An 18,581-nucleotide genomic window follows, 5' to 3' on the forward strand; every position below is an offset into this window, starting at 1 on the left:
CCACATGAAAACCGGGACACCGCCAACCGCCCTTGACCTGCCAATGGTCGATCCGCTGCCCCAGGAGACGCAGACGTATTTTGACATCTGTGTCGAGAAGCTCGGCATGGTCCCCAACGTGCTCAGGGCCAACGCCTTTGACATTGCCAAGCTCAACGCCTTTACCGGCATGTATAACGACCTGATGCTGGCAGAGAGCGGGCTGAGCAAGCTTGAGCGCGAAATGATCGCGGTGGTGGTATCGTCTATAAACCGTTGTTATTACTGCCTTGTAGCGCATGGCGCGGCGGTTCGGCAACTATCGGGCAACCCGCAATTGGGCGAGATGCTGGTGATGAATTACCGTGTTGCGCCGCTTGATTCCCGCCAACGCGAAATGCTCGATTTCGCCGCCAAGGTTACAACCGCGAGCGCCACCATTGAGGAGGCCGACCGCCAGGCCCTGCGCGATGTCGGCTTCAGCGACCGCGACATCTGGGACATTGCCAATGTCGCCGGCTTCTTCAACATGTCAAACCGCGTCGCAAGCGCCACCGCGATGCGGCCGAATGACGAGTATCACGCCCAGTTCCGATGATGCGCCGCCTCGCCGCCAGTTTGATCTTCGGCTTGCTGCCCGCCATCGCACAGGCACAGGACCTGGCGTTGCCGGCGAGCGCCCGGCAATTGTCCGACCGGACCAGCCCGCTTGACAGCTATGACCTGCCGACCGGGAGCTTTGCCGATGGCACCATCCCGGCGCGCCGCTTCGAAGGGCGCATCGAGCGGCGGACCTTTCGCATCGACGGCGCTTCATCCACGACGCTGCAACTGATGGCCCCGTTGCGCGACCAGCTCGCCGGATTGGGGTATGACATTGTTTTTGAATGCAAAGACCGGGATTGTGGCGGATTTGACTTCCGCTTTGAAACCGAGATCGTCCCGGCGCCGGACATGCATGTGGACATCCGCAACTATCGGTTTCTTTCGGCGACCCGCGCATCTGATGACGCCGTCAGCATATTGGTCAGCCGCAGCGGCAACGCCGCCTATATCCAGACGATCCGCGTGGCACCCGACGGGGCGGACCCCGGCAGCGTCACGGCACACACCGCCAAGAACCCGGAGGCCGGGCGCGAGTTGGGCCAGACCCTGCGGCATGACGGACATGTGGTGCTGCGCGATCTGGAATTTGACAGCGGAGCCGGAACCTTGCTGCCCGGCCCCCATCTCTCGCTCGACAGGCTTGCGGGTTATCTGCGGGACCATCCGGAGCACCGCATCGCCCTGGTCGGTCATAGTGACAGCACCGGCGCGCTGGCCACCAACATCACCCTGTCCAGACAGCGCGCAAATGCGGTCAGGGACCGGCTTGTCGAACAGTTCGACATCGACCCGTCCCGCGTGGAAGCCGAGGGTGTGGGATATCTTGCCCCGATTGCGTCCAACCTGACGCCCGAAGGGCGAGACGCCAACCGGCGCGTCGAAGCGGTTTTGCTGTCGACGCGTTAGATCAACCGGGCTCGCAGGGCAATCAACCTACCAATCCGCCGGCCCTTTCTCGGCAAAGGCATGGACCAGGAAATCGATAAACGCGCGCACCTTGGGCTGGGTAAAACGCCCCGGCGGATAGACCGCATAGATACCCTGGGTTTCGGCCGGCAAGGAGGGCATCGCATCCTCGACCAACCCGGATTGCAGCGCCTCTGAATAGAGGAAACTGGGCAGATAGGCGATCCCGAGACCCGAAATCGCGGCATTCAACAACGATTGCCCGTCATTGACGCTCAGCCATCCGGCGGTCCGCACCTGGCGCTTTTCACCCGACGGCGCGGTCAGACGCCAGACATTGCCGCTGGACTGGTTGGAATAATGCAGCAGCTTGTGTTCATTCAGGTCATCGATCTTTTGCGGTCGTCCGTATTTCTCGAAATACGAGGGCGAGGCGATCATCCGCTTGGTGGTTTCGGTCAGCTTGCGGGCACGAAGGGTGCTGTCTTCGAGCTCGCCAATCCGGACGGCCATGTCGAACCCCTCGGAGATCAATTCCACATAGCGGTTGTTCAGAACCATATTCACCGTGATGTCCGGGAAATCCGACAGGAAACCGGATAGAACCGGCGACAGGTGATTGACCCCGAAATCGGTCGCGACACTGATCCGCAAGAGGCCCGATGGCGCGGATTGCATCGACGTCACCAGCGCATCGGCTTCGCCCGCGTCGTTCAGCACACGGCGCGCGCGGTCGTAATAGGCCAGACCGATTTCCGTCGGGCTGACCCGGCGGGTGGTGCGGTTCAGCAACCGCGCGCCCAATCGCGCCTCAAGGCTGGACACGTGCTTGGACACCGCGGATTTCGAGATCCCCATTTTCTTGGCGGCATCGGTAAAGCCACCCTGATCCACCACGTTGGCAAAGGCTTCCATTTCCGTCAAACGATCCATACGCAGCACCTCAAGAACTCTTTGGACGATGCAAATTGTATCGATTGAAATCTGGGCAAGATCGCGGCGAGTGTGGGATAATATCGGGGTTTCGCCATTAACCGTTCTCGCTGTGGAAACGCCTTGAATGCCCGGCACATGCGTCATATCCCAATATAAAGAATTGTTTTCATTCAACATTTCAAAGCGAGATGGAATTGTGGCAATTCCGTGCTAATAAATCTCTATAATTCTCTGATCATTCGGTGGTGCCATGAAATTCGCTCTTACGACGGCCTTGGCCGCGATGCTGACCCTGACCGTTCCGGTCTGGGCGCAAACCCCCTCCAACCCCGACGCGCGGGTTTATTTTGTCAATCTGGCCGATGGTGATGTGGTCTCATCTCCCGTCACGGTGGTATTTGGGCTTTCGGGCATGGGCGTTGCGCCCGCCGGAACCCAGGCCGAAATGACCGGGCATCATCACCTGCTGATCGATCGGCCACCGCTCGGCGAGGGCGAGGATGGTGCCGAGGAATTGGCCAACGGGCTGCCGGCGGACGAACATCACCGGCACTTTGGCGGCGGTCAGACCGAAATCACGCTGGACCTGCCGGCAGGCATACATACGCTGCAACTGGTGCTTGGCGACGCGGCGCATGTGCCCCATGCCGATCCGGTCATGTCCGAGGTGATCCGCATCACGGTGGAGTGACCGGCCCGCGTTGACGGCCATAGCTCAGAACAGCGCGTCGAATTCCCTAAGGCCGCGCTCGGTGAATTTCACGATCCGCGTGTCGGGAACGCGCCGGGCCCAATCAAGGGTTTCGAAACGGGCCAGCATGGCGCGCCCGAGACGGCCCGCCAGATGCGACTGCCGGACGCTCCAATCCAGGCATTCACGGCACATCGGGGCCTTGCTGCGCGGCATGTCCCGGGTGTCGATACCCAACGTGGCCACAAATGCCCGCCCGGCCCCGGTCAGGTCCAGGCCGCTGTCGCCAAACGCGAAATGCCCGCGGGCGCGCATCGAGGCAAACATGCGCACGCCCATCTCTCCGGCCAGGTGATTATAGCAGACCCGCGCGGTGCGCAGCGCCTGATCCCGCGGTCCGGTACGGGTTCGCAGATGCCCCAATCCGGCGGCCAGCCCCATCAGACCTTCGAGCGCCTGAGCCACGTTGTCACCGGACAGCGCGAAATAGCGATGCCGCCCCTGTTTGTGGAGTTTCAACAGCCCGGCATCCTGCAATTTGCGCAGATGCGAGCTCGCGGTTTGGGCGCTGACCCCGGCCTCGCTGGCAAGCTCGCTCGCGGTGAGCGCCTTGCCCGACATCAGGGCCGTCAGCATGTTGGCACGGGCCGGATCGCCAATCAGCGATGCGATCGCGGCAAAGTCGGGACCATCCTTCATGCTTCGATGCTAGTCGAAGCATCCATGCCGTGCAATCGGCTAGTGATGATGCGGCACAACACGGAGGTTGCAATGCTCACCTGCATCATCAGATACCAGATCGACCCCACCAAGACCGGCCAATTTCGCCAATACGCCCGCAATTGGGGCCAGGCGATCCCCCGCTGTGGCGCCGATCTCGTGGGATATTTCGCGCCGCACGAAGGCTCCTCGACCCTTGCTTATGGCATCTACAACATCCCAAGCCTCGCCGAATACGAAACCTATCGTGCCCGGTTAGCGACCGATCCGCTGGGGCGGGAAAACTATGAATTCGCCCAGCGGGAGCGGTTTCTGTTGCGCGAAGACCGGACATGGCTGACCCTTGCCTCAGCCCCGCATGGAGAAAGATCATGATCGCAATCATCTTTGAAGTGGAACCCGCAGACGGCATGCAGGACCGCTATCTCGCTATCGCCGCCGATATGCGCCCGCTGGCCGAACAAATCGACGGATTCATCTCGGTTGAGCGGTTTCAGAGCCTGACCAACCCCGGCAAGTTGCTGTCGCTGTCGCTGTTTCGCGACGAGGCCGCGGTCGAGGAATGGCGCAGGCTCGATGCCCATAGGCGCGCGCAGGCCAAGGGGCGCGGCGGTGTCTTTGCCGATTACCGCCTGCGCGTGGCCCATGTCATCCGCGACTATGGCATGACCGACCGCGCGCAGGCCCCGCAGGACAGTATCGCGGCGCATCGCGGCTAGAGCATGGCGGCCAGCCGGGTGCCCTGATCGATTGCGCGCTTGGCGTCCAGTTCGGCGGCAACGTCGGCGCCACCGATCACATGCGGGTGGACGCCGCGCTCGATCAGGGAATCCGCCAGGCTGCGTTCGGGCAATTGCCCCGCACAGAGCACGACGGTATCCGCCTCGATCAGCGTCGGGTTTTCGCGCGCCTCACCAAAGGACACATGCAGCCCGGCGGCATCAATGGCGTCATAGTTGACCCCGCCGACAAACTGCACCCCCTTCATCTTGAGCGTCGCGCGGTGAATCCAGCCGGTCGTCTTGCCCAGACCCTTGCCATGCTTGCTGGCCTTGCGCTGCAACAGCGTGATCTGCCGCGCCGATGGGTGCGGCTGCGGTCCCTCGGGGGCAAGCCCGCTGCGGTTCTCAGCCGGGTCGGACACGCCCCATTCCTGCATCCACAGGGGCAGGTCTTCGGTAGGGCTGGTGCCTTGATGGGCAAGAAACTCGGACACGTCGAACCCGATGCCGCCTGCTCCGATTACCGCCACCCGGTCACCGACCTCGGCCCCGTCACGCAAGACATCGATATAGCTGACCACGTTGGGCGCATCCTGTCCGGGGATTTGCGGATCGCGCGGGGTCACGCCGGTGGCGATGATGATTTCGTCGAACCCGTCCAGATCCGCCGCCGAAACCGCGTGACCCAGCCGGGTCCGGATCCCCAGATCGGACACCATGGTGCGATACCAGTCGACCAGCCCCCAGAATTCTTCCTTGCCGGGGATCTGCTTGGCCATGTTCAGCTGTCCACCGATTTCCGATGCCCGATCGAACAGCGTCACGTCATGGCCGCGTTCCGCCGCCGTGATCGCGGTGGACAGGCCCGCCGGCCCGGCCCCGACAATGGCAATGGTCTTGGCGGTATCGGTCCTGGCGATCACCAGTTCGGTTTCGTTGCAGGCGCGTGGGTTGACCAGGCAGCTGGTCAGCTTGCCGCCGAACGTGTGATCCAGACAGGCCTGGTTGCAGGCGATACAGGGCGCGATTCGATCCCCCCTGCCCGCCGCCGCCTTGGCCACGAAATGCGAATCCGCCAGCATCGGGCGCGCCATCGACACCATGTCTGCACAGCCGGTTGCAAGCACCTCTTCCGCCACTTCGGGCGTGTTGATGCGGTTGCTGGTGATGACCGGGATGCCCACCTTGCCCATCAGCTTTTTCGTGACCCAGGCAAAGGCGGCGCGCGGCACCGAGGTCGCAATCGTCGGAATCCGCGCCTCGTGCCAGCCGATGCCGGTATTGATGATCGTGGCCCCGGCCTTTTCGATCTCCTGCGCCAGCTGCACCACCTCGTCATGGGTCGAGCCGTTCGGCACCAGGTCAATCATCGACAGGCGATAGATGATGATGAAATCGGGGCCGCATACCTCGCGTGTTCGCCGCACGATCTCGATCGCCAGCCGCATCCGGTTTTCATAGGATCCGCCCCAGCGATCCGTGCGCTTGTTGGTATGCGTCACAATGAACTGGTTGATAAAATACCCTTCCGAGCCCATGATCTCGACCCCGTCATAGCCGGCCTCGCGCGCCTTGCGCGCCGCTTCGACGATATCGGCAATCTGCTTTTCGATCCCCTCTTCGTCCAGCTCGGTGGGCGGGAACGGAGAAATCGGCGACTTGACCGGGCTGGGGGCCACGCAATTCGGCCCATAGGCATAGCGGCCCGCATGCAGGATCTGCATGCAAATCTTGCCGCCCGCCGCGTGAACGCGCTCGGTGACCACCGCATGATTGTCGATGTCTTCCAGCGTCGTCATCATCGACGCCCCCGGCGCGACCGAACCTTCCGTGTTGGGACCGATCCCGCCGGTCACCATCAACGCAACACCGCCACGGGCGCGCTCGGCATAGAATTCAGCCACCCGGTTCCAGTCGCGGGTTTCCTCAAGGCCGGTATGCATGGAGCCCATCAGCACGCGGTTCTTCAAGGTGGTAAAGCCCAGGTCCAGCGGGGCCAGCAGGTTCGGATAGTCAGCCATCAGAGTCTCCCTTTTCGCGGGCAACATGGGCACAGACACAGGGTGTGTCACGCAAAACGCCGCGTCAAACACTTGCGCCCGCAGGTGTTGCCGTTAGACAGGACCCACCATCGCAGGAGCCCGAAATGACCCCGGACGAAATTGCCAAACTGCCCTATCGCAAATGTGTCGGCATCATGCTGATCAACGGCGAGGGCAATGTCTTTGTCGGCCAGCGCAACGATCGCCATGCGGAAGCCTGGCAAATGCCGCAGGGCGGGATAGACAAGGGCGAGGCGCCGCGTGACGCGGCCCTGCGTGAATTGTGGGAGGAAACCGGCGTCCCGCCGGAGCTTGTAGAGATCCTGGCCGAGACCGAGAACTGGCTGCCTTATGATCTGCCGCATGACATCGTGCCCAAGATCTGGAAGGGTCGCTATCGCGGGCAGGAGCAGAAATGGTTCCTGATGCGGTTCCTCGGCCAAGACGACCAGGTCGACATCGCAACCGAACATCCCGAGTTCACCGTTTGGCGTTGGCAACCGGCAGATCAGCTGGTCGAGGCCATCGTACCATTCAAACGCGCGGTCTATGAACAGGTGCTGGCCGCTTTTGGCCCGCACCTCTGATCCCGCTCAGCAATAGCGTTCCGGCCCAACCCACTGCTCTGCCGAATAGCGGTCGCCATGCGCCCAGCCGACAGGCAACACCGTGTCTATGCGCGCCAGATCGCTGTCGCTCAACCGCAACTCGGCCCCGGCGGCCAGCTCTGCGAGATGGGCAACCGACCGGGTTCCCGGAATCGGCACCACGTGATCGCCCCGCGTCAGAACCCAGGCAATCGCCAGCGCCGCCGCCGAACATCCCATATCGGCGGCCAGCGCGCGAAACGCTTGCGTGGTGGCAAGATTCGTTGACAGGTTCGGTTCCACAAAGCGTGGGTTGCCTCTCAGAAACGGCATCCCGGCAATCGCCTCGGCCCCGTGCGGCCGATCGGTCAGCAGCCCACGGCCAACCGGGCTGAACGCCACCAGCGCAACGCCAAGGTCGGCGCAGGTCTGGACCAGCCCGAGATCGGGGAACCGCGTGGCCAGGGAGTATTCCGACTGGACCGCCGCAACCGGGTGTACCGCCATCGCCCGCCTGAGCGAGGACGGGGCAATCTCGGAAAAGCCGATCGCCCGGGTCTTGCCCGCCCTGACCAGCCCGGCAAGGGTCTCGGTCACCTCTTCGATCTCAAGGCTCGGATCGCGCCGGTGCACATAGAACAGGTCTACGGCATCGGTGCCAAGCCGCTTGAGGCTGGCGTCAAGCTCCTGTGTCAGATGGTGTTTGGAATTGTCAAAGACCCGACGCCCGGTCTCTCTGTCGCTGGTGATGCTTGCCTTGGTTGCGATGGTAAACCGCTCGCGGGTCCCGCGGCCCCGCCCGGCAAGATAGCTGCCTATTGCGCTCTCGGATTTGCCCATCCCATAGACATTTGCAGTGTCCAGGTGGGTGATCCCGAAATCGAGCGCCGCGTCCAGAATGGCGTGCGATTCCGCTTCGTTCGTTGGCCCGTAGAAATCGGCGAACGACATGGCCCCGATGCCGATGGCAGAAATCTCGGGCCCATCCCTGCCCAGTTTACGCGACTGCATGAGACACCTCTCGGGTTGCGAATTTCAGGCGTAAACAATCAGCCCGCCCCGGCAAAGTCCAGCCACCTCACCGTGCCGGGATTACCGAACCGGGAATACCGGCACATGCGCCCCGGCATCTGGCGGCAGGCTGCCTTGCAGACGGGGATCATCCGCGATCTCGACCTGCTGGCGACAGGCCACGAAACCGCAGGCCTGATAGAATCCAAGCGCCTGCGGTGAATCAAGCGTACAGGTATGGACATGCAGGCGCGAAATCGGGCGGGACCACGCGGTGCGGATTGCGTGGTTCATCATGAAGCGCCCGGCGCCCTGCCCGATCAGATCGGAGGTCAGCCCAAAGAAGGCCAGTTCGCACTCACCCGGCTGGCGGAAATCAAGCTCGACCATGCCGTGGGCGACACCCTCACGCATCAGCGCATATAGCGCGACCTGTGGATCATGCAGGATCGCGGCAAGCGCCGCGTCATCGAGCTCCATCCGCGAGAACCAGAGCCAATCCATCCCGCCGACCCGCATGAACAGATCGCGGTACCAATCCGGTGCTGCCTTGGTCACGGGATCGAGCGTCAGCCCATCAGGTATGCGTCCGGGAGGCGTGGCGGCCGGCCTGCGCATCTCCAGATGCGTGACAATGGCCGCCACCTTGCCCGCAGGGATGTCGTGATACCCGTCGGTCAGCATGGCGTCACAGCAATCCGCTATCGCGCAGCAATTTCGGCATGTCGGCTTCGGGGCGCGGGCCGATATGCGAAATCACCTCGCGGGCGCAGACACAGCCGATCCGCGCGCATGTCTCAAGATCCAGCCCCCTGGCCATGCCAAACAGGAACCCGGCGGCAAACTGATCCCCGGCGCCCGTTGCATCGACCGGGGTGACACGTTCGACCGGAACATCCACGCGCTCCGTGCCCTGCATGACCGTCACGCCGTCACCGGAACGGGTGCAAACCACCAGGGGGCACAAGGCCGCGGTCATCATCAGCGCATCGTCCAGATGGTCGGTTTCGAAGAGCGATTGGATCTCGGCCTCGTTGCCGATGACAAAATCCAGGTCGTGCTGGATCAGCGACAGGAAATCCGCCCGGTGCCGATCCACGCAGAACGGGTCGGAAATCGCGATCCCGGTCTTGCCGCCACCCGCACGCGTCGCCCGGGCCGCCTCGCGAAAGGCCGACTTGCCGGCATCATGATCAAAGAGGTACCCTTCGAGGAACATGATCTGCGCCTTGCTGGTCACCTCTTGCGGCACGTCGACCGACGACAGGCCGGTGGAAATCCCCAGATAGGTGTTCATCGACCGCTCGCCGTCCGGAGAGACAAAGATCATCGACCGCGACGTGGGCATTTCCCCGTCAGGCACCGGCGGATTGACGAAATCGATCCCGTTCTCGTTCATCGCATCGGCATAGAACCGCCCCAACGCATCGTCGCGCACCCGGCCGATAAACGCGGTTTCCAGCCCCAGGGCACCGGCCCCGGCGATCGTGTTGGCGACCGAGCCGCCGGGGGTTTGCACCCGGCCGTCCATCGCGCCGTACAAAAGTTCGGCACGGTCCTGTTCGATCAGTTGCATGATGCCTTTTTCGATGCCCATGTGATCGAGAAAGCTGTCATCTGCCTGCGTGATGACATCGACAACGGCGTTGCCGATGCCCACCAGGTCGTAATTGCTCATAATGTCTTGTCCTCGTACTGGCAAAGGTCGCGGATCAGGCAGGTCGGGCACTGGGGTTTGCGCGCCTTGCAGTGATAGCGCCCGTGCAGGATCATCCAGTGGTGTGCGTGCTGCTGAAATTCAACCGGGATATGGTCTTCGATGGCACGTTCGACCGCATCGACATCCTTGCCCGGGGCAACGCCGCTGCGATTTCCAAAACGGAAGATATGGGTGTCCACCGCCTGCGCCGGATACTGCCACCACATGTTCAGCACGACATTCGCGGTCTTGCGTCCGACGCCGGGCAGCGACTGCAGCGCAGCGCGGGAATTCGGCACCTCGCCGCCGTATTGCTCGACCAGGATGCGGGACAGCTTCATCACGTTCCGGGCCTTGTTGCGATACAGGCCGATGGTCTTGATATGCTCGATCAGGCGGTCTTCTCCCAGATCGAGCATCTGCTGAGGGGTGGTGACGATTTCAAACAGCTTGCGCGTCGCCTTGTTGACCCCGGCATCGGTCGCCTGGGCCGATAGCGCCACCGCAACCACCAGCGTAAAGGCGTTCACATGATCAAGTTCGCCCTTGGGTTCGGGTTCCGCCGCGCGAAAGCGCGTAAAGATCTCGTGGATCGTGTGATAATCGAGCTGCTTTGCCATCCGCGCCTTAATGCCCGTGGCACCGCCGCGAGGCAACGGGCAAAGAGCCGCGATCGGTCAGAAAGGCCTGGCGGTCCGAGCCCTCTCGCCGCGAGGTCGTGCCCGTCAGCTTCCCTGGCGCAGGGCCGAAACATCATTGGCCGCAACCGTTGGCCCACCGTCGAGGACCAGCATCACCTCGTTGCCCTTGAACTGTGCTTCGGCAATGCGCCCGTAAACCTCGGTAACGCCCGATTCGATTTCCGCCCCGTTGCGGAAACTGTCCACCGTGAACGTGTAGACCCCACTGGCAAATGGCGCGCCACTCGAATCGACCCCGGCCCATTCGACCGGTTCCGCCGACAAGGGGATTTCAGAGCGTTGAACCTCGCGCCCGTCCGTGTCCGTCACCACCAGATAGGCCGCGTCCGCCGTGGCCGCAACGCCCGGGGATACCGTCACCGGCTGTCCGTCGAAATGAACCGGCGTATCGGCGCGAACCTCCATCCCGACCCACCCCGCAAGAGACGCCATGTTGGACGAATCCATCCGGGCAAAAAGCGCGCTCAGGGTATCGTTTGTCTGAACCTGCTGCTCGACCATCGAAAACTGTGCCAATTGCGCGGCATATTCGGTCGAATCGATCGGCTCGAGCGGGTCCTGATAGCGGGCCTGCGCCGTCAGCATCTTGAGAAACGTCTCGAAATCGGATGTCAACCCGGTGCTGGCGCTGGCGCTTGATGTCGCGGAGGTTGCACCCGCTGCCGTGGCCGCTGTCGCGGCGGCAGGGGAAGTCGTGATCTCGGTCATGTTCAGAGCCTCAGGTCTAGCCCGGTTTGAACCAGGCGGGTTGGAATCGCGTTCTGCGTTTCATCGGGTGTCCCGGCCGTGCCATAGCCGGCGGGCCGCTCATGCGCGGGCCGGTCTTCACCATCCGAGGTTTCGCCACTGAATTCGAAATGCGCCTGCTCATAACCAAGCTTCTGGAATTCCCGGGAAAGTTGCTCGATATGGCGGCGCATCAGTTCCAGCGTCTCTGGCCGTTCCGAGGTGATCAGCACGGTGACCCCGGCGTCGCTCGGAGACAGGGCCATGCGCACCCGCCCCAACTCTTCTGGGTTCAGGGCAATTTCCACAGTCTTGCCGGGCTCGCGTGTGAGGACCTCAACCGCATGGGCCGCGGCATTGCGCACCGTCTCGGGGCGGGCCGTGGTCAGATCCGCAACCACCGGATTCGCCGTGGCGGTGGCCGGACTCGACCGCAACACCCCCGCTTCGGCCGATTCGCCAAACGGGGAAATGGCCTCGGCTGCGAGCACTTCGGTTGCAGGCACCGGTGCGGTGCCGCCCGTTGCAATCGGTGTGGTGACGGCCACTTCGGGCGCGAAAGACACCGATCTCGGGGCGCTGGCCCGCACCTGCGCTTCGGCGATCGAAGCCGGCTCGATTCGTGCCTCGGAGGGTGTGCGTTCGGCCAGTTCTGGATGCGATCCCGCCCCCGGTGCGCGTGGTCCGACGGCCTGTAGCGATGCGGCGGCCCCCTGTTCACCTCCGGCAATTGTTGCGCGCGGCTCAAGCGCCGGATCGCTCTGCCGCCCAGACCTCGCAGGCTCCACAGGTGAAGCCGTTGGCCCGCCCGAACCGAACGGGCGATCATCGGGGCGCACAGCCGGGGCGGCGTTTGATGTGATCTCTGCAACCCGGTCCACCGGCCGGTCCGACGTCACCGCCGGCTGCTCGGATTGCGCCAGCGACATCTCGGCCTGCGTCATGCTCCTGCGGGGGCTGTTGCCAACGTCCCGCTTCGCTTCGCGCGAATCACGGTGTACCGCCCCATTCTGATCCGCGCCGGGCGCAGACGACTCCTGCCCAACGCCGCCGGGTGCCGCGATTGCAGGCTGCGATGCTGCATTCACTTGCTGCCGCTCTTGGGTCTGCGGGCGGTCAGCTTCCTCCACCGGCGGCTCAAAACCGACGCCCTGATCGGCCACGGCACGATCCGCGTCAGGTATCCGAACATCTTGCCGCTGTGCGCCATCGCCTTCCGCAACCCATGGCTGCGCACCGTCGCGCGGCTCATCAACCGGTTCCTCGGAACGCAACTGCTCTCCGGGTCCGCTCTCGTCCCCGGCTTCGCCCCCCTCAACCTTCCGCGGAGCTGCGGTTTCGGGCTCATCGGTCGTATCCGCGAACAACGCCGCCAGCGCCGAGGCAAAGGAATTTCCCTTGGAGCCGCCAGCGGTGTCGCCCATCGGGTCAGGCTTGGGAGTCGCCGCGCCCCCCGCGTTCGGAACCGGAATGGAAATGATCTGCATGTGTCACCAGAATTCTTTCTTGATGACCCGACCATCGGCAAAACCGGTTACGGATATTTTAACTGGATTGGCATCATTCTTTAAAAAATCCAAGCAATTCGAGGTATTCCATGACCCCAGTAACCCCAACCCTGCCCGCCTCTGCACAGCCGCCACGTGACATCGACATGTCGCCGTTGCGTCAGGCGGCGACCGAGCTTGAAGCCGCTTTCCTGACCGAGATGTTGAAATCCGCCGGGTTCGGAAAATCACGCGAGTCAATGGGCGGCGGTGCCGGAGAAGACCAATATTCCTCGCTGCTTGTCCGCGCACAGGCGGATCATATTGCGCAATCCGGCGGCATCGGATTGGCCGAATCACTCTTTAATGCACTGAAGGACGCACATCATGACGGATAACCCCCATCAGGACCTGATCGAATCCCTGGACGAACTGCTGGATCGTGAGCGCGAAGCCCTGCTTTCGGGTCAGCTTGAGCAGCTGGGCCAGCTGATGTCGATCAAAGAAGACCTGATTGATCGCATCAATGCCATAAACCCCGACACGCAACCGGCGCTTGAAAAGGTGCACAAGAAGGTGACGCGCAACCAGGCTCTGCTGAACAGCGCGCTCGAAGGCATCCGCGCGGTTGCAAACCGCATGGCCGAGCTTCGCCGGGTGCGGTCCGGGTTTGAAACCTACGACCGGCGCGGCAACCGGCAGACCTTTGGCACCCGTACCAGCTCCAATGTCGAGAAACGTGCCTGACCCCGGATTTGAAACAAATCCAACCGAACTTGAGGTGCCGGTTTAGGATTCCATTAGGACATAACGCCGATGTTGATGGGGCATCTGAAACAAGGATGGCGCGAAGCCGGAAACACGGCGCTCGCAATAGTCAGAAAGACGTTTGGGCCGCCCGTACGGGTGGCATGAAACCGGGTAAAACTTGCCCAATGACCAAAGGAACAATGCTATGTCGAGCATTCTGACAAACAACAGTGCTATGGTTGCACTGCAAACCCTCAAATCCATCAACACCGACCTCGCCAAGACCCAGAACCAGATTTCCACCGGCAAGGATATCGCCTCGGCCAAGGACAACTCTGCCATCTGGGCAATCTCGAAGGTGATGGAATCCGACGTAAGCGGTTTCCAGGCGGTGGCCGATTCGCTGTCGCTGGGTGAATCGACCGTGGCGGTTGCATCTGCCGGTGCCGAGCAGATCACCAATGTCCTTGAGGACATGAAGGAAAAGGTTGTCGCGGCGACCGGTGAGAACGTCGACTACACCAAGCTCACCGCCGATATCAACGAATCGATCGCCCAGGTGACGTCGATCATCAACGCCTCGCAATTCAACGGGATGAACCTCTTGAATGACGATGGTGTGGACCTGACGGTGACCTCTTCGATCGACCGCGACAACGCCGGCGCAGTCACGGTTTCCGAGATCACCGTTTCGGCGGTGGACTTCACCTCAAACCTCGACCTGTCCGACATCGACGTCAGCGACTCCACCAACGCGGTTGCATCGATCACCGCGCTCGAAGCCCACATCCAGACCGCCGTTGATGGCGCAGCTGCGCTTGGTGCGTCTGCCAAACGCATCTCCGACCAGAACGTGTTCGTGGGCAAGGTTATGGACGCGATGAAATCCGGCATCGGCAGCCTCGTGGATGCCGACATGGAAGCGGCCTCGGCCCGTTTGCAAGCTCTCCAGACGCAACAACAGCTGGGCGTGCAGGCCCTGTCGATTGCCAACCAGGCACCGCAGTCGATCCTGTCGCTCTTCCGTTAACGCGGCCATGGTACCGGCCGGGGCGTCACGCGCCCCGGCTTCCCTTCTGAAGCACTCAGATATGTGAGGTCCTGATTTGAACGCCCTGTCCCAGGCGCATCGCGCCTATTCCGCCGCATCGGCCCCGACACGCACAACAAGAGGCACCGAATACGAAGCGATTGCCCGCATCACGACGCGCATTCGCACCGCCGAAGCCAAGGGAGCCCCCGGTTTCGCGGCCCTCGCCGACGCGCTCAGCGACAATCGCAAGCTCTGGACGATCTTTGCCATTGATGTCGCCGACAAGGGGAACGCACTGCCGCCGGAGCTCAAGGCCCGGATCCTGTATCTCGCCGAATTCACCAATCATTACACGAGCAAGGTTCTCGCCCGTCAGGCAACGAGTGAACCGCTGCTCGAGATCAACACGGCCATCCTGCGTGGCCTGAGAGGCGGAACATGAGACCATGAGCGGATTAATCCTGAAACTTGCCCCCAAGGAGCGCGTGCTGGTGAACGGCGCGGTCATCGAGAATGGCGACCGGCGCAGCCGGCTCTCGATCGTGACGCCGGATGCCAACATCCTCCGGCTGCGCGACGCGATCCACCCGGAAGAAGCGACGACGCCAGTGCGGCGGGTTTGCTATGCGGCGCAGCTCATTCTGACCGGTGACAGCGACCCCGAAACCGCGCGCCACGGCCTGTTGCGCCGCATCGAGGAGTTGAGCCAGGTCTTTACCGATGCCGATAGCCGGGCATCGCTGAGTGAGGCGACCGATGCGCTGATTGCCGAACATTACTACCGGTGCCTGAAAGCGTTGCGCAGCCTCATGCCCCGCGAAGACCGGCTCATGGCGGCGCGCCCGTCATGACCTTCCAGCCCGTCATCGTCGGCTCAGGTGTCGCGGGCTGGCAGTTTCTGCAACGCACCTACGAGCCACAGTTCGAGACATTCTCGAAATCATCGCAACTTTCGCGCGACGTCGCGTATTTTTCCGAAAACATCGGAGAAATCAAAAACGCGGAAGACCTCGTGAAGGACCGTCGCCTCCTGACCGTCGCACTCGGAGCCTTCGGGCTTCAGGACGATGTGGACAACCGGTACTTTATCCAGAAGATCCTCGAAGACGGCACGGTCAGCGATGACGCCCTGGCCAACAAGCTGACCGACGATCGCTACAAACGCCTCAGCGCCGCCTTTGGCTTTGGCCCCGCCGAATTGAATGCCACGTCGAACACGCGAAAAATGGCCGAGATCGTTGACGATTACAAAATCCAGTCCTTCGAAGTCTCGGTCGGCGAACAGAACGACACGATGCGGATCGCGCTCTATGCGCAACGAGAGCTCGAGAACCTCGCAAACGAGGACATGAGCGAAGACGCCAAGTGGTTTACCCTGATGGGGCTGCCACCGTTGCGGTCGATGTTCGAAACCGCATTGGGGTTGCCTGCGGCCTTCGGGCAAATCGACATAGATCAGCAACAGGAAATTCTCCGCGACAAGACCCGCGCGATTACCGGAGATGACACCGTGGCGCAATTTCTTGAAACCGAGAATGCCGAACGCATGACGCAACTGTTCCTTGCCAGATCCCAGATCGCCGAGATCGGCAGCGGTGCCTCTGCCACCGCCAATGCGCTGACGCTTCTACGGTCCTGATCACGGAGGACGCGTGCATGAGCGGGTCGCCATCTGACCGCCTCATCGGCGCCAGCATGGCCAAGCGACCGTGGCGCCATTCAACGAAATCCCCTCGGCTGCTTCGACGCTGTCAATCCTGGAATGTTGGAGGCAGAATCGCGTGCCATTCGCGCCCGCGGAGCACCCGCCATGTCAATCACGCTCCTGTCGGTCCGGGTCAATCATTCGGCCTTTTGCGCGTCAACATGCGGAATCGTTGCACTCAAAAAGATGATCAGAAGAAACGATCCATCTTGCCGCCGGGATCGATCATGGCAGACGGGGTTCCGGCTTCTGCACGGTTAATGGCCCAACCCAGACCGATAACCCGTGCGGCACAGCCGCCCGATTGCGCGTGATACCGCTTCATCAACCTTGCTCGCCGCGGTCTTGCTCGATGTTTCCGCGACAGGCCGTCTAGCCGGTCCGGGATCGTGTTCGACAGGTGATCGGGTCGCGCCGGGTTCGACGTGCTCGATCTCTCGATACCCGACAGTTTGATTCCTCCTGTACTCCAGCGAATGGTGCGGCGCCGCGCGATGGGGTTTGGTCATGAAATTCTGTCGTGCCGGTTTCGGACAGGGCCGGCCTCTTCCCGAGCCACGGCAGATGCTCATCGTGTTGAACGCGTCCGGGCACGTCACCTTCGCCCCGGGGCGATCAACCGCCGGATGGCTGGCACCGTAATACCGGAGGCCCGGTTCCCAGCGGCGGCCCCCTTCGTTTCGCAGGGCGGATGCCGGTTGGTTCGCAACGCTGGAAACGCCCTTCAACAATTCCCTTGCGGAATCTGCGGTCTGCTTGGCCGGGATCAGGACGACGTTCTCGTTGCTATTCGCATGGGACATCAATTCGCCCGGAGCCAGCGCAGCCTGCCTGATCCCGATAGACCGCGATGCCGTCGAAGTCCAACCGATTGACCGACTCGCGATATTCGATCAGCGAATTGCATCAATGTAGCATATGGAGATTTCCCCTGGATCACCCCACCTGAAAACAGGTCAATTTCGCCTCGACCAGGGCTATCGGCTTGCGCGGATTGCGTCTTGGCCGTGCTGCCCGATAGAGGCGACGTGCGAGCGCCGCTGTCCTTGCCGGTTCCCGCAAGCGCGCCAAGTGACTAGTCTTGAAGGGGAACCGATTCGCGCACGACGGTGATGCCCGCAACAGAAGGACGACGCCAATGCCCCTCGCCCCCGTTTTTCGGTCATGCTTTCTGACTTGTCTTTTGGCGCTCTGCCTCGTGGGCCGCCCCGCAACGGCGCAAGAGCAGAACGCGGCCCCCAAAGTGTCGATTGCCGCCGCTTACACCAGGGAAATCATCGATGAGGCCACGTTTATCGGCGAAGGCGAGGCGATCGACCAGGTCGACATTGTCGCCCGGGTCAGCGGGTTCGTCGAGGCGGTGCTTGTCGAAGACGGGGCCCGCGTCGAAAGGAACGACATCCTGTTCCGGATCGAATCCGACAGCTATTCCGCAACGCTCGCCGCGCGCAAGGCCGACCTGGCCAAGGCCGAGGCCGACCTGGAACTGGCCGGGATCGAATACAGGCGCAAATCCGAACTTCTGACGCGCGGCTCGGCTCCGGAATCAGAGCGTGACATCGCCCGCGCCAACGAACTGGGGGCCGAGGCGGCAGTGCAGGCGGCGCAGGCGGCCATCCGGCAGGCCGAACTCGAACTGGGCTATACCGAGATCAGGGCACCGTTTTCCGGCCGGTTGGGCCGCATGTCGGTCAGCGAAGGCGAGCTGATCAGCCCATCGACACCGTCGCTGGTCACGCTGGTACGCGAAGCGCCGATCTATGTGCGCTTTTCGCTGAGCGAGAAACAACTCGCGAATGTGCTGCAAGAGCTTGAAATCGGCGCCGGCGAGTTGACTTCGGCCGAGGGCAGCCCCGCGGTTCATGCCACCCTGCCCAATGGCACGACACTTCAGGAGCCGGGCAAGGTGGTCTTTGTCGACAACCGGATCTCGCCAACCACGGGCACGATCGCGATGCTTGCCCGGTTCGAGAACGCAAGCAAACAGATCATCGACGGGGCGTTCCTGCAGGTGCGGATCGAAGCGCCTGCCCCGACGCTGCGGCTGCTGGTGCCACAAGCGGCCCTGCAACGGGACCAGCGCGGCGACTTCGTGCTGGTGGTGAACGCACAGCAGATGGTCGAACAGCGCTATATCGAAACCGGTGATCAGGTTGGCACCGAGATCGTCGTCAACGACGGTCTGCAAGAGGGGGAAAGCGTGATTGTCGAAGGCCTGCAGCGGGTGCGCCCCGGCGTGCGGGTCGACGCCATTCTTGCCGGTCAGCAGGAAGGATAAGA

23 protein-coding genes are annotated in these 18,581 nt (G+C 62.3%); 13 read left to right on the forward strand and 10 right to left on the reverse strand.

All coding sequences use genetic code 11. The annotated features are described in order from the left end of the window. Positions 1-4 precede the first annotated feature (4 nt). Together ACP15R_RS07010 and ACP15R_RS07015 are read left to right on the forward strand one after the other, a co-directional pair. On the forward strand, positions 5-577 hold the full coding sequence (locus ACP15R_RS07010) for a peroxidase-related enzyme (RefSeq protein ID WP_424985678.1): 573 nt from the start codon (positions 5-7) through the stop codon (positions 575-577). Continuing rightward, on the forward strand, positions 574-1,491 hold the full coding sequence (locus tag ACP15R_RS07015; protein WP_424985679.1) for an OmpA family protein: 918 nt from the start codon (positions 574-576) through the stop codon (positions 1,489-1,491). The genes ACP15R_RS07010 and ACP15R_RS07015 overlap by 4 nt, the downstream gene beginning before the upstream one ends. Positions 1,492-1,518: 27 nt before the next feature. Here ACP15R_RS07015 and ACP15R_RS07020 read toward each other — a convergent pair whose 3' ends face one another. Beyond that, positions 1,519-2,424: a LysR family transcriptional regulator gene (locus tag ACP15R_RS07020; protein WP_424985680.1), complete on the reverse strand. Its 906-nt coding sequence runs from the start codon at positions 2,422-2,424 to the stop codon at positions 1,519-1,521. 253 nt (positions 2,425-2,677) lie between these two features. Between ACP15R_RS07020 and ACP15R_RS07025 the strand changes: the two genes are divergently transcribed. Continuing rightward, complete coding sequence (locus ACP15R_RS07025) at positions 2,678-3,118, forward strand: DUF4399 domain-containing protein (protein WP_424985681.1); 441 nt, start codon at positions 2,678-2,680, stop codon at positions 3,116-3,118. A 24-nt stretch (positions 3,119-3,142) separates the two neighbouring features. Here the strand turns inward: ACP15R_RS07025 and ACP15R_RS07030 are convergent, their stop codons facing one another. Continuing rightward, positions 3,143-3,817: an ArsR/SmtB family transcription factor gene (locus ACP15R_RS07030; RefSeq protein WP_424985682.1), complete on the reverse strand. Its 675-nt coding sequence runs from the start codon at positions 3,815-3,817 to the stop codon at positions 3,143-3,145. 72 nt (positions 3,818-3,889) lie between these two features. On the opposite strand from ACP15R_RS07030, the gene ACP15R_RS07035 reads away from it, so the two are divergent. After that, on the forward strand, positions 3,890-4,213 hold the full coding sequence (locus ACP15R_RS07035) for an NIPSNAP family protein (protein ID WP_424985683.1): 324 nt from the start codon (positions 3,890-3,892) through the stop codon (positions 4,211-4,213). Continuing rightward, positions 4,210-4,557: an antibiotic biosynthesis monooxygenase family protein gene (locus tag ACP15R_RS07040; protein WP_424985684.1), complete on the forward strand. Its 348-nt coding sequence runs from the start codon at positions 4,210-4,212 to the stop codon at positions 4,555-4,557. The genes ACP15R_RS07035 and ACP15R_RS07040 overlap by 4 nt, the downstream gene beginning before the upstream one ends. On the opposite strand, the gene ACP15R_RS07045 is transcribed toward ACP15R_RS07040, so the two are convergent. Further along, positions 4,554-6,581: an FAD-dependent oxidoreductase gene (locus ACP15R_RS07045; RefSeq protein WP_424985685.1), complete on the reverse strand. Its 2,028-nt coding sequence runs from the start codon at positions 6,579-6,581 to the stop codon at positions 4,554-4,556. The two genes, ACP15R_RS07040 and ACP15R_RS07045, sit on opposite strands and share 4 nt — an antisense overlap. Positions 6,582-6,706: 125 nt before the next feature. Here ACP15R_RS07045 and ACP15R_RS07050 point away from each other — a divergent pair, with 125 nt between their 5' ends. Next, positions 6,707-7,189, forward strand: a complete 483-nt coding sequence (locus ACP15R_RS07050; protein WP_424985686.1) for an RNA pyrophosphohydrolase — start codon at positions 6,707-6,709, stop codon at positions 7,187-7,189. A 6-nt stretch (positions 7,190-7,195) separates the two neighbouring features. Here the strand turns inward: ACP15R_RS07050 and ACP15R_RS07055 are convergent, their stop codons facing one another. The 6 genes from ACP15R_RS07055 to ACP15R_RS07080 form a co-directional block, all read right to left on the reverse strand. Then, positions 7,196-8,200, reverse strand: a complete 1,005-nt coding sequence (locus ACP15R_RS07055; protein WP_424985687.1) for an aldo/keto reductase — start codon at positions 8,198-8,200, stop codon at positions 7,196-7,198. An 81-nt stretch (positions 8,201-8,281) separates the two neighbouring features. Further along, positions 8,282-8,884 (reverse strand): GNAT family N-acetyltransferase, encoded by a 603-nt coding sequence (locus tag ACP15R_RS07060; RefSeq protein ID WP_424985688.1) that lies wholly within the window; start codon positions 8,882-8,884, stop codon positions 8,282-8,284. Positions 8,885-8,888: 4 nt separating this feature from the next. Next, positions 8,889-9,878, reverse strand: a complete 990-nt coding sequence (locus ACP15R_RS07065) for an adenosine kinase (RefSeq protein ID WP_424985689.1) — start codon at positions 9,876-9,878, stop codon at positions 8,889-8,891. After that, positions 9,875-10,519, reverse strand: a complete 645-nt coding sequence (nth, locus tag ACP15R_RS07070; protein ID WP_424985690.1) for an endonuclease III — start codon at positions 10,517-10,519, stop codon at positions 9,875-9,877. Before nth ends, ACP15R_RS07065 begins: the two co-directional genes overlap by 4 nt. 105 nt (positions 10,520-10,624) lie before the next feature. Beyond that, a complete protein-coding gene (locus ACP15R_RS07075) occupies positions 10,625-11,308 on the reverse strand; it encodes a flagellar hook capping FlgD N-terminal domain-containing protein (protein WP_424985691.1) in 684 nt (227 codons plus the stop codon). Between the two features lie 2 nt (positions 11,309-11,310). Then, on the reverse strand, positions 11,311-12,813 hold the full coding sequence (locus ACP15R_RS07080; RefSeq protein ID WP_424985692.1) for a flagellar hook-length control protein FliK: 1,503 nt from the start codon (positions 12,811-12,813) through the stop codon (positions 11,311-11,313). Positions 12,814-12,923: 110 nt separating this feature from the next. Between ACP15R_RS07080 and ACP15R_RS07085 the strand changes: the two genes are divergently transcribed. From ACP15R_RS07085 to ACP15R_RS07110, 6 genes are all read left to right on the forward strand, one after another. Continuing rightward, positions 12,924-13,211, forward strand: coding sequence for a rod-binding protein (locus tag ACP15R_RS07085; RefSeq protein WP_424985693.1), 288 nt, complete (start codon positions 12,924-12,926; stop codon positions 13,209-13,211). Beyond that, complete coding sequence (locus tag ACP15R_RS07090; protein WP_424985694.1) at positions 13,201-13,560, forward strand: hypothetical protein; 360 nt, start codon at positions 13,201-13,203, stop codon at positions 13,558-13,560. Before ACP15R_RS07085 ends, ACP15R_RS07090 begins: the two co-directional genes overlap by 11 nt. A gap of 208 nt (positions 13,561-13,768) precedes the next feature. Then, positions 13,769-14,593 (forward strand): flagellin, encoded by an 825-nt coding sequence (locus ACP15R_RS07095; RefSeq protein WP_424985695.1) that lies wholly within the window; start codon positions 13,769-13,771, stop codon positions 14,591-14,593. A 76-nt stretch (positions 14,594-14,669) separates the two neighbouring features. Then, the gene (gene flaF / locus ACP15R_RS07100; RefSeq protein ID WP_424985696.1) at positions 14,670-15,038 is read left to right on the forward strand and encodes a flagellar biosynthesis regulator FlaF; all 369 of its coding nucleotides are present in this window, start codon (positions 14,670-14,672) and stop codon (positions 15,036-15,038) included. A 4-nt stretch (positions 15,039-15,042) separates the two neighbouring features. Continuing rightward, positions 15,043-15,447 carry a flagellar biosynthesis repressor FlbT gene (flbT, locus tag ACP15R_RS07105; protein ID WP_424985697.1) on the forward strand — a complete coding sequence of 135 codons (405 nt, stop codon included), beginning with the start codon at positions 15,043-15,045 and terminating at the stop codon, positions 15,445-15,447. After that, entirely contained in the window at positions 15,444-16,235 is a 792-nt protein-coding gene (locus ACP15R_RS07110) for a DUF1217 domain-containing protein (RefSeq protein WP_424985698.1), read from the forward strand. Before flbT ends, ACP15R_RS07110 begins: the two co-directional genes overlap by 4 nt. A gap of 256 nt (positions 16,236-16,491) precedes the next feature. On the opposite strand, the gene ACP15R_RS07115 is transcribed toward ACP15R_RS07110, so the two are convergent. Beyond that, positions 16,492-16,626, reverse strand: coding sequence for a hypothetical protein (locus ACP15R_RS07115; RefSeq protein ID WP_424985699.1), 135 nt, complete (start codon positions 16,624-16,626; stop codon positions 16,492-16,494). 813 nt (positions 16,627-17,439) lie between these two features. Between ACP15R_RS07115 and ACP15R_RS07120 the strand changes: the two genes are divergently transcribed. Next, positions 17,440-18,579, forward strand: a complete 1,140-nt coding sequence (locus tag ACP15R_RS07120; protein WP_424985700.1) for an efflux RND transporter periplasmic adaptor subunit — start codon at positions 17,440-17,442, stop codon at positions 18,577-18,579. Positions 18,580-18,581 lie beyond the last annotated feature (2 nt).

The organism is Microbulbifer sp. S227A (genome assembly GCF_049800935.1).

Coding starts and splice junctions, on each gene's coding strand:
- ACP15R_RS07010 (WP_424985678.1), top strand. CDS start 5: ATGAAAACCGGGACACCGCCAACCGCCCTTGACCTGCCAATGGTCGAT.
- ACP15R_RS07015 (WP_424985679.1), top strand. CDS start 574: ATGATGCGCCGCCTCGCCGCCAGTTTGATCTTCGGCTTGCTGCCCGCC.
- ACP15R_RS07020 (WP_424985680.1), bottom strand. CDS start 2,424: ATGGATCGTTTGACGGAAATGGAAGCCTTTGCCAACGTGGTGGATCAG.
- ACP15R_RS07025 (WP_424985681.1), top strand. CDS start 2,678: ATGAAATTCGCTCTTACGACGGCCTTGGCCGCGATGCTGACCCTGACC.
- ACP15R_RS07030 (WP_424985682.1), bottom strand. CDS start 3,817: ATGAAGGATGGTCCCGACTTTGCCGCGATCGCATCGCTGATTGGCGAT.
- ACP15R_RS07035 (WP_424985683.1), top strand. CDS start 3,890: ATGCTCACCTGCATCATCAGATACCAGATCGACCCCACCAAGACCGGC.
- ACP15R_RS07040 (WP_424985684.1), top strand. CDS start 4,210: ATGATCGCAATCATCTTTGAAGTGGAACCCGCAGACGGCATGCAGGAC.
- ACP15R_RS07045 (WP_424985685.1), bottom strand. CDS start 6,581: ATGGCTGACTATCCGAACCTGCTGGCCCCGCTGGACCTGGGCTTTACC.
- ACP15R_RS07050 (WP_424985686.1), top strand. CDS start 6,707: ATGACCCCGGACGAAATTGCCAAACTGCCCTATCGCAAATGTGTCGGC.
- ACP15R_RS07055 (WP_424985687.1), bottom strand. CDS start 8,200: ATGCAGTCGCGTAAACTGGGCAGGGATGGGCCCGAGATTTCTGCCATC.
- ACP15R_RS07060 (WP_424985688.1), bottom strand. CDS start 8,884: ATGCTGACCGACGGGTATCACGACATCCCTGCGGGCAAGGTGGCGGCC.
- ACP15R_RS07065 (WP_424985689.1), bottom strand. CDS start 9,878: ATGAGCAATTACGACCTGGTGGGCATCGGCAACGCCGTTGTCGATGTC.
- nth (WP_424985690.1), bottom strand. CDS start 10,519: ATGGCAAAGCAGCTCGATTATCACACGATCCACGAGATCTTTACGCGC.
- ACP15R_RS07075 (WP_424985691.1), bottom strand. CDS start 11,308: ATGACCGAGATCACGACTTCCCCTGCCGCCGCGACAGCGGCCACGGCA.
- ACP15R_RS07080 (WP_424985692.1), bottom strand. CDS start 12,813: ATGCAGATCATTTCCATTCCGGTTCCGAACGCGGGGGGCGCGGCGACT.
- ACP15R_RS07085 (WP_424985693.1), top strand. CDS start 12,924: ATGACCCCAGTAACCCCAACCCTGCCCGCCTCTGCACAGCCGCCACGT.
- ACP15R_RS07090 (WP_424985694.1), top strand. CDS start 13,201: ATGACGGATAACCCCCATCAGGACCTGATCGAATCCCTGGACGAACTG.
- ACP15R_RS07095 (WP_424985695.1), top strand. CDS start 13,769: ATGTCGAGCATTCTGACAAACAACAGTGCTATGGTTGCACTGCAAACC.
- flbT (WP_424985697.1), top strand. CDS start 15,043: ATGAGCGGATTAATCCTGAAACTTGCCCCCAAGGAGCGCGTGCTGGTG.
- ACP15R_RS07110 (WP_424985698.1), top strand. CDS start 15,444: ATGACCTTCCAGCCCGTCATCGTCGGCTCAGGTGTCGCGGGCTGGCAG.
- ACP15R_RS07115 (WP_424985699.1), bottom strand. CDS start 16,626: ATGAAGCGGTATCACGCGCAATCGGGCGGCTGTGCCGCACGGGTTATC.
- ACP15R_RS07120 (WP_424985700.1), top strand. CDS start 17,440: ATGCCCCTCGCCCCCGTTTTTCGGTCATGCTTTCTGACTTGTCTTTTG.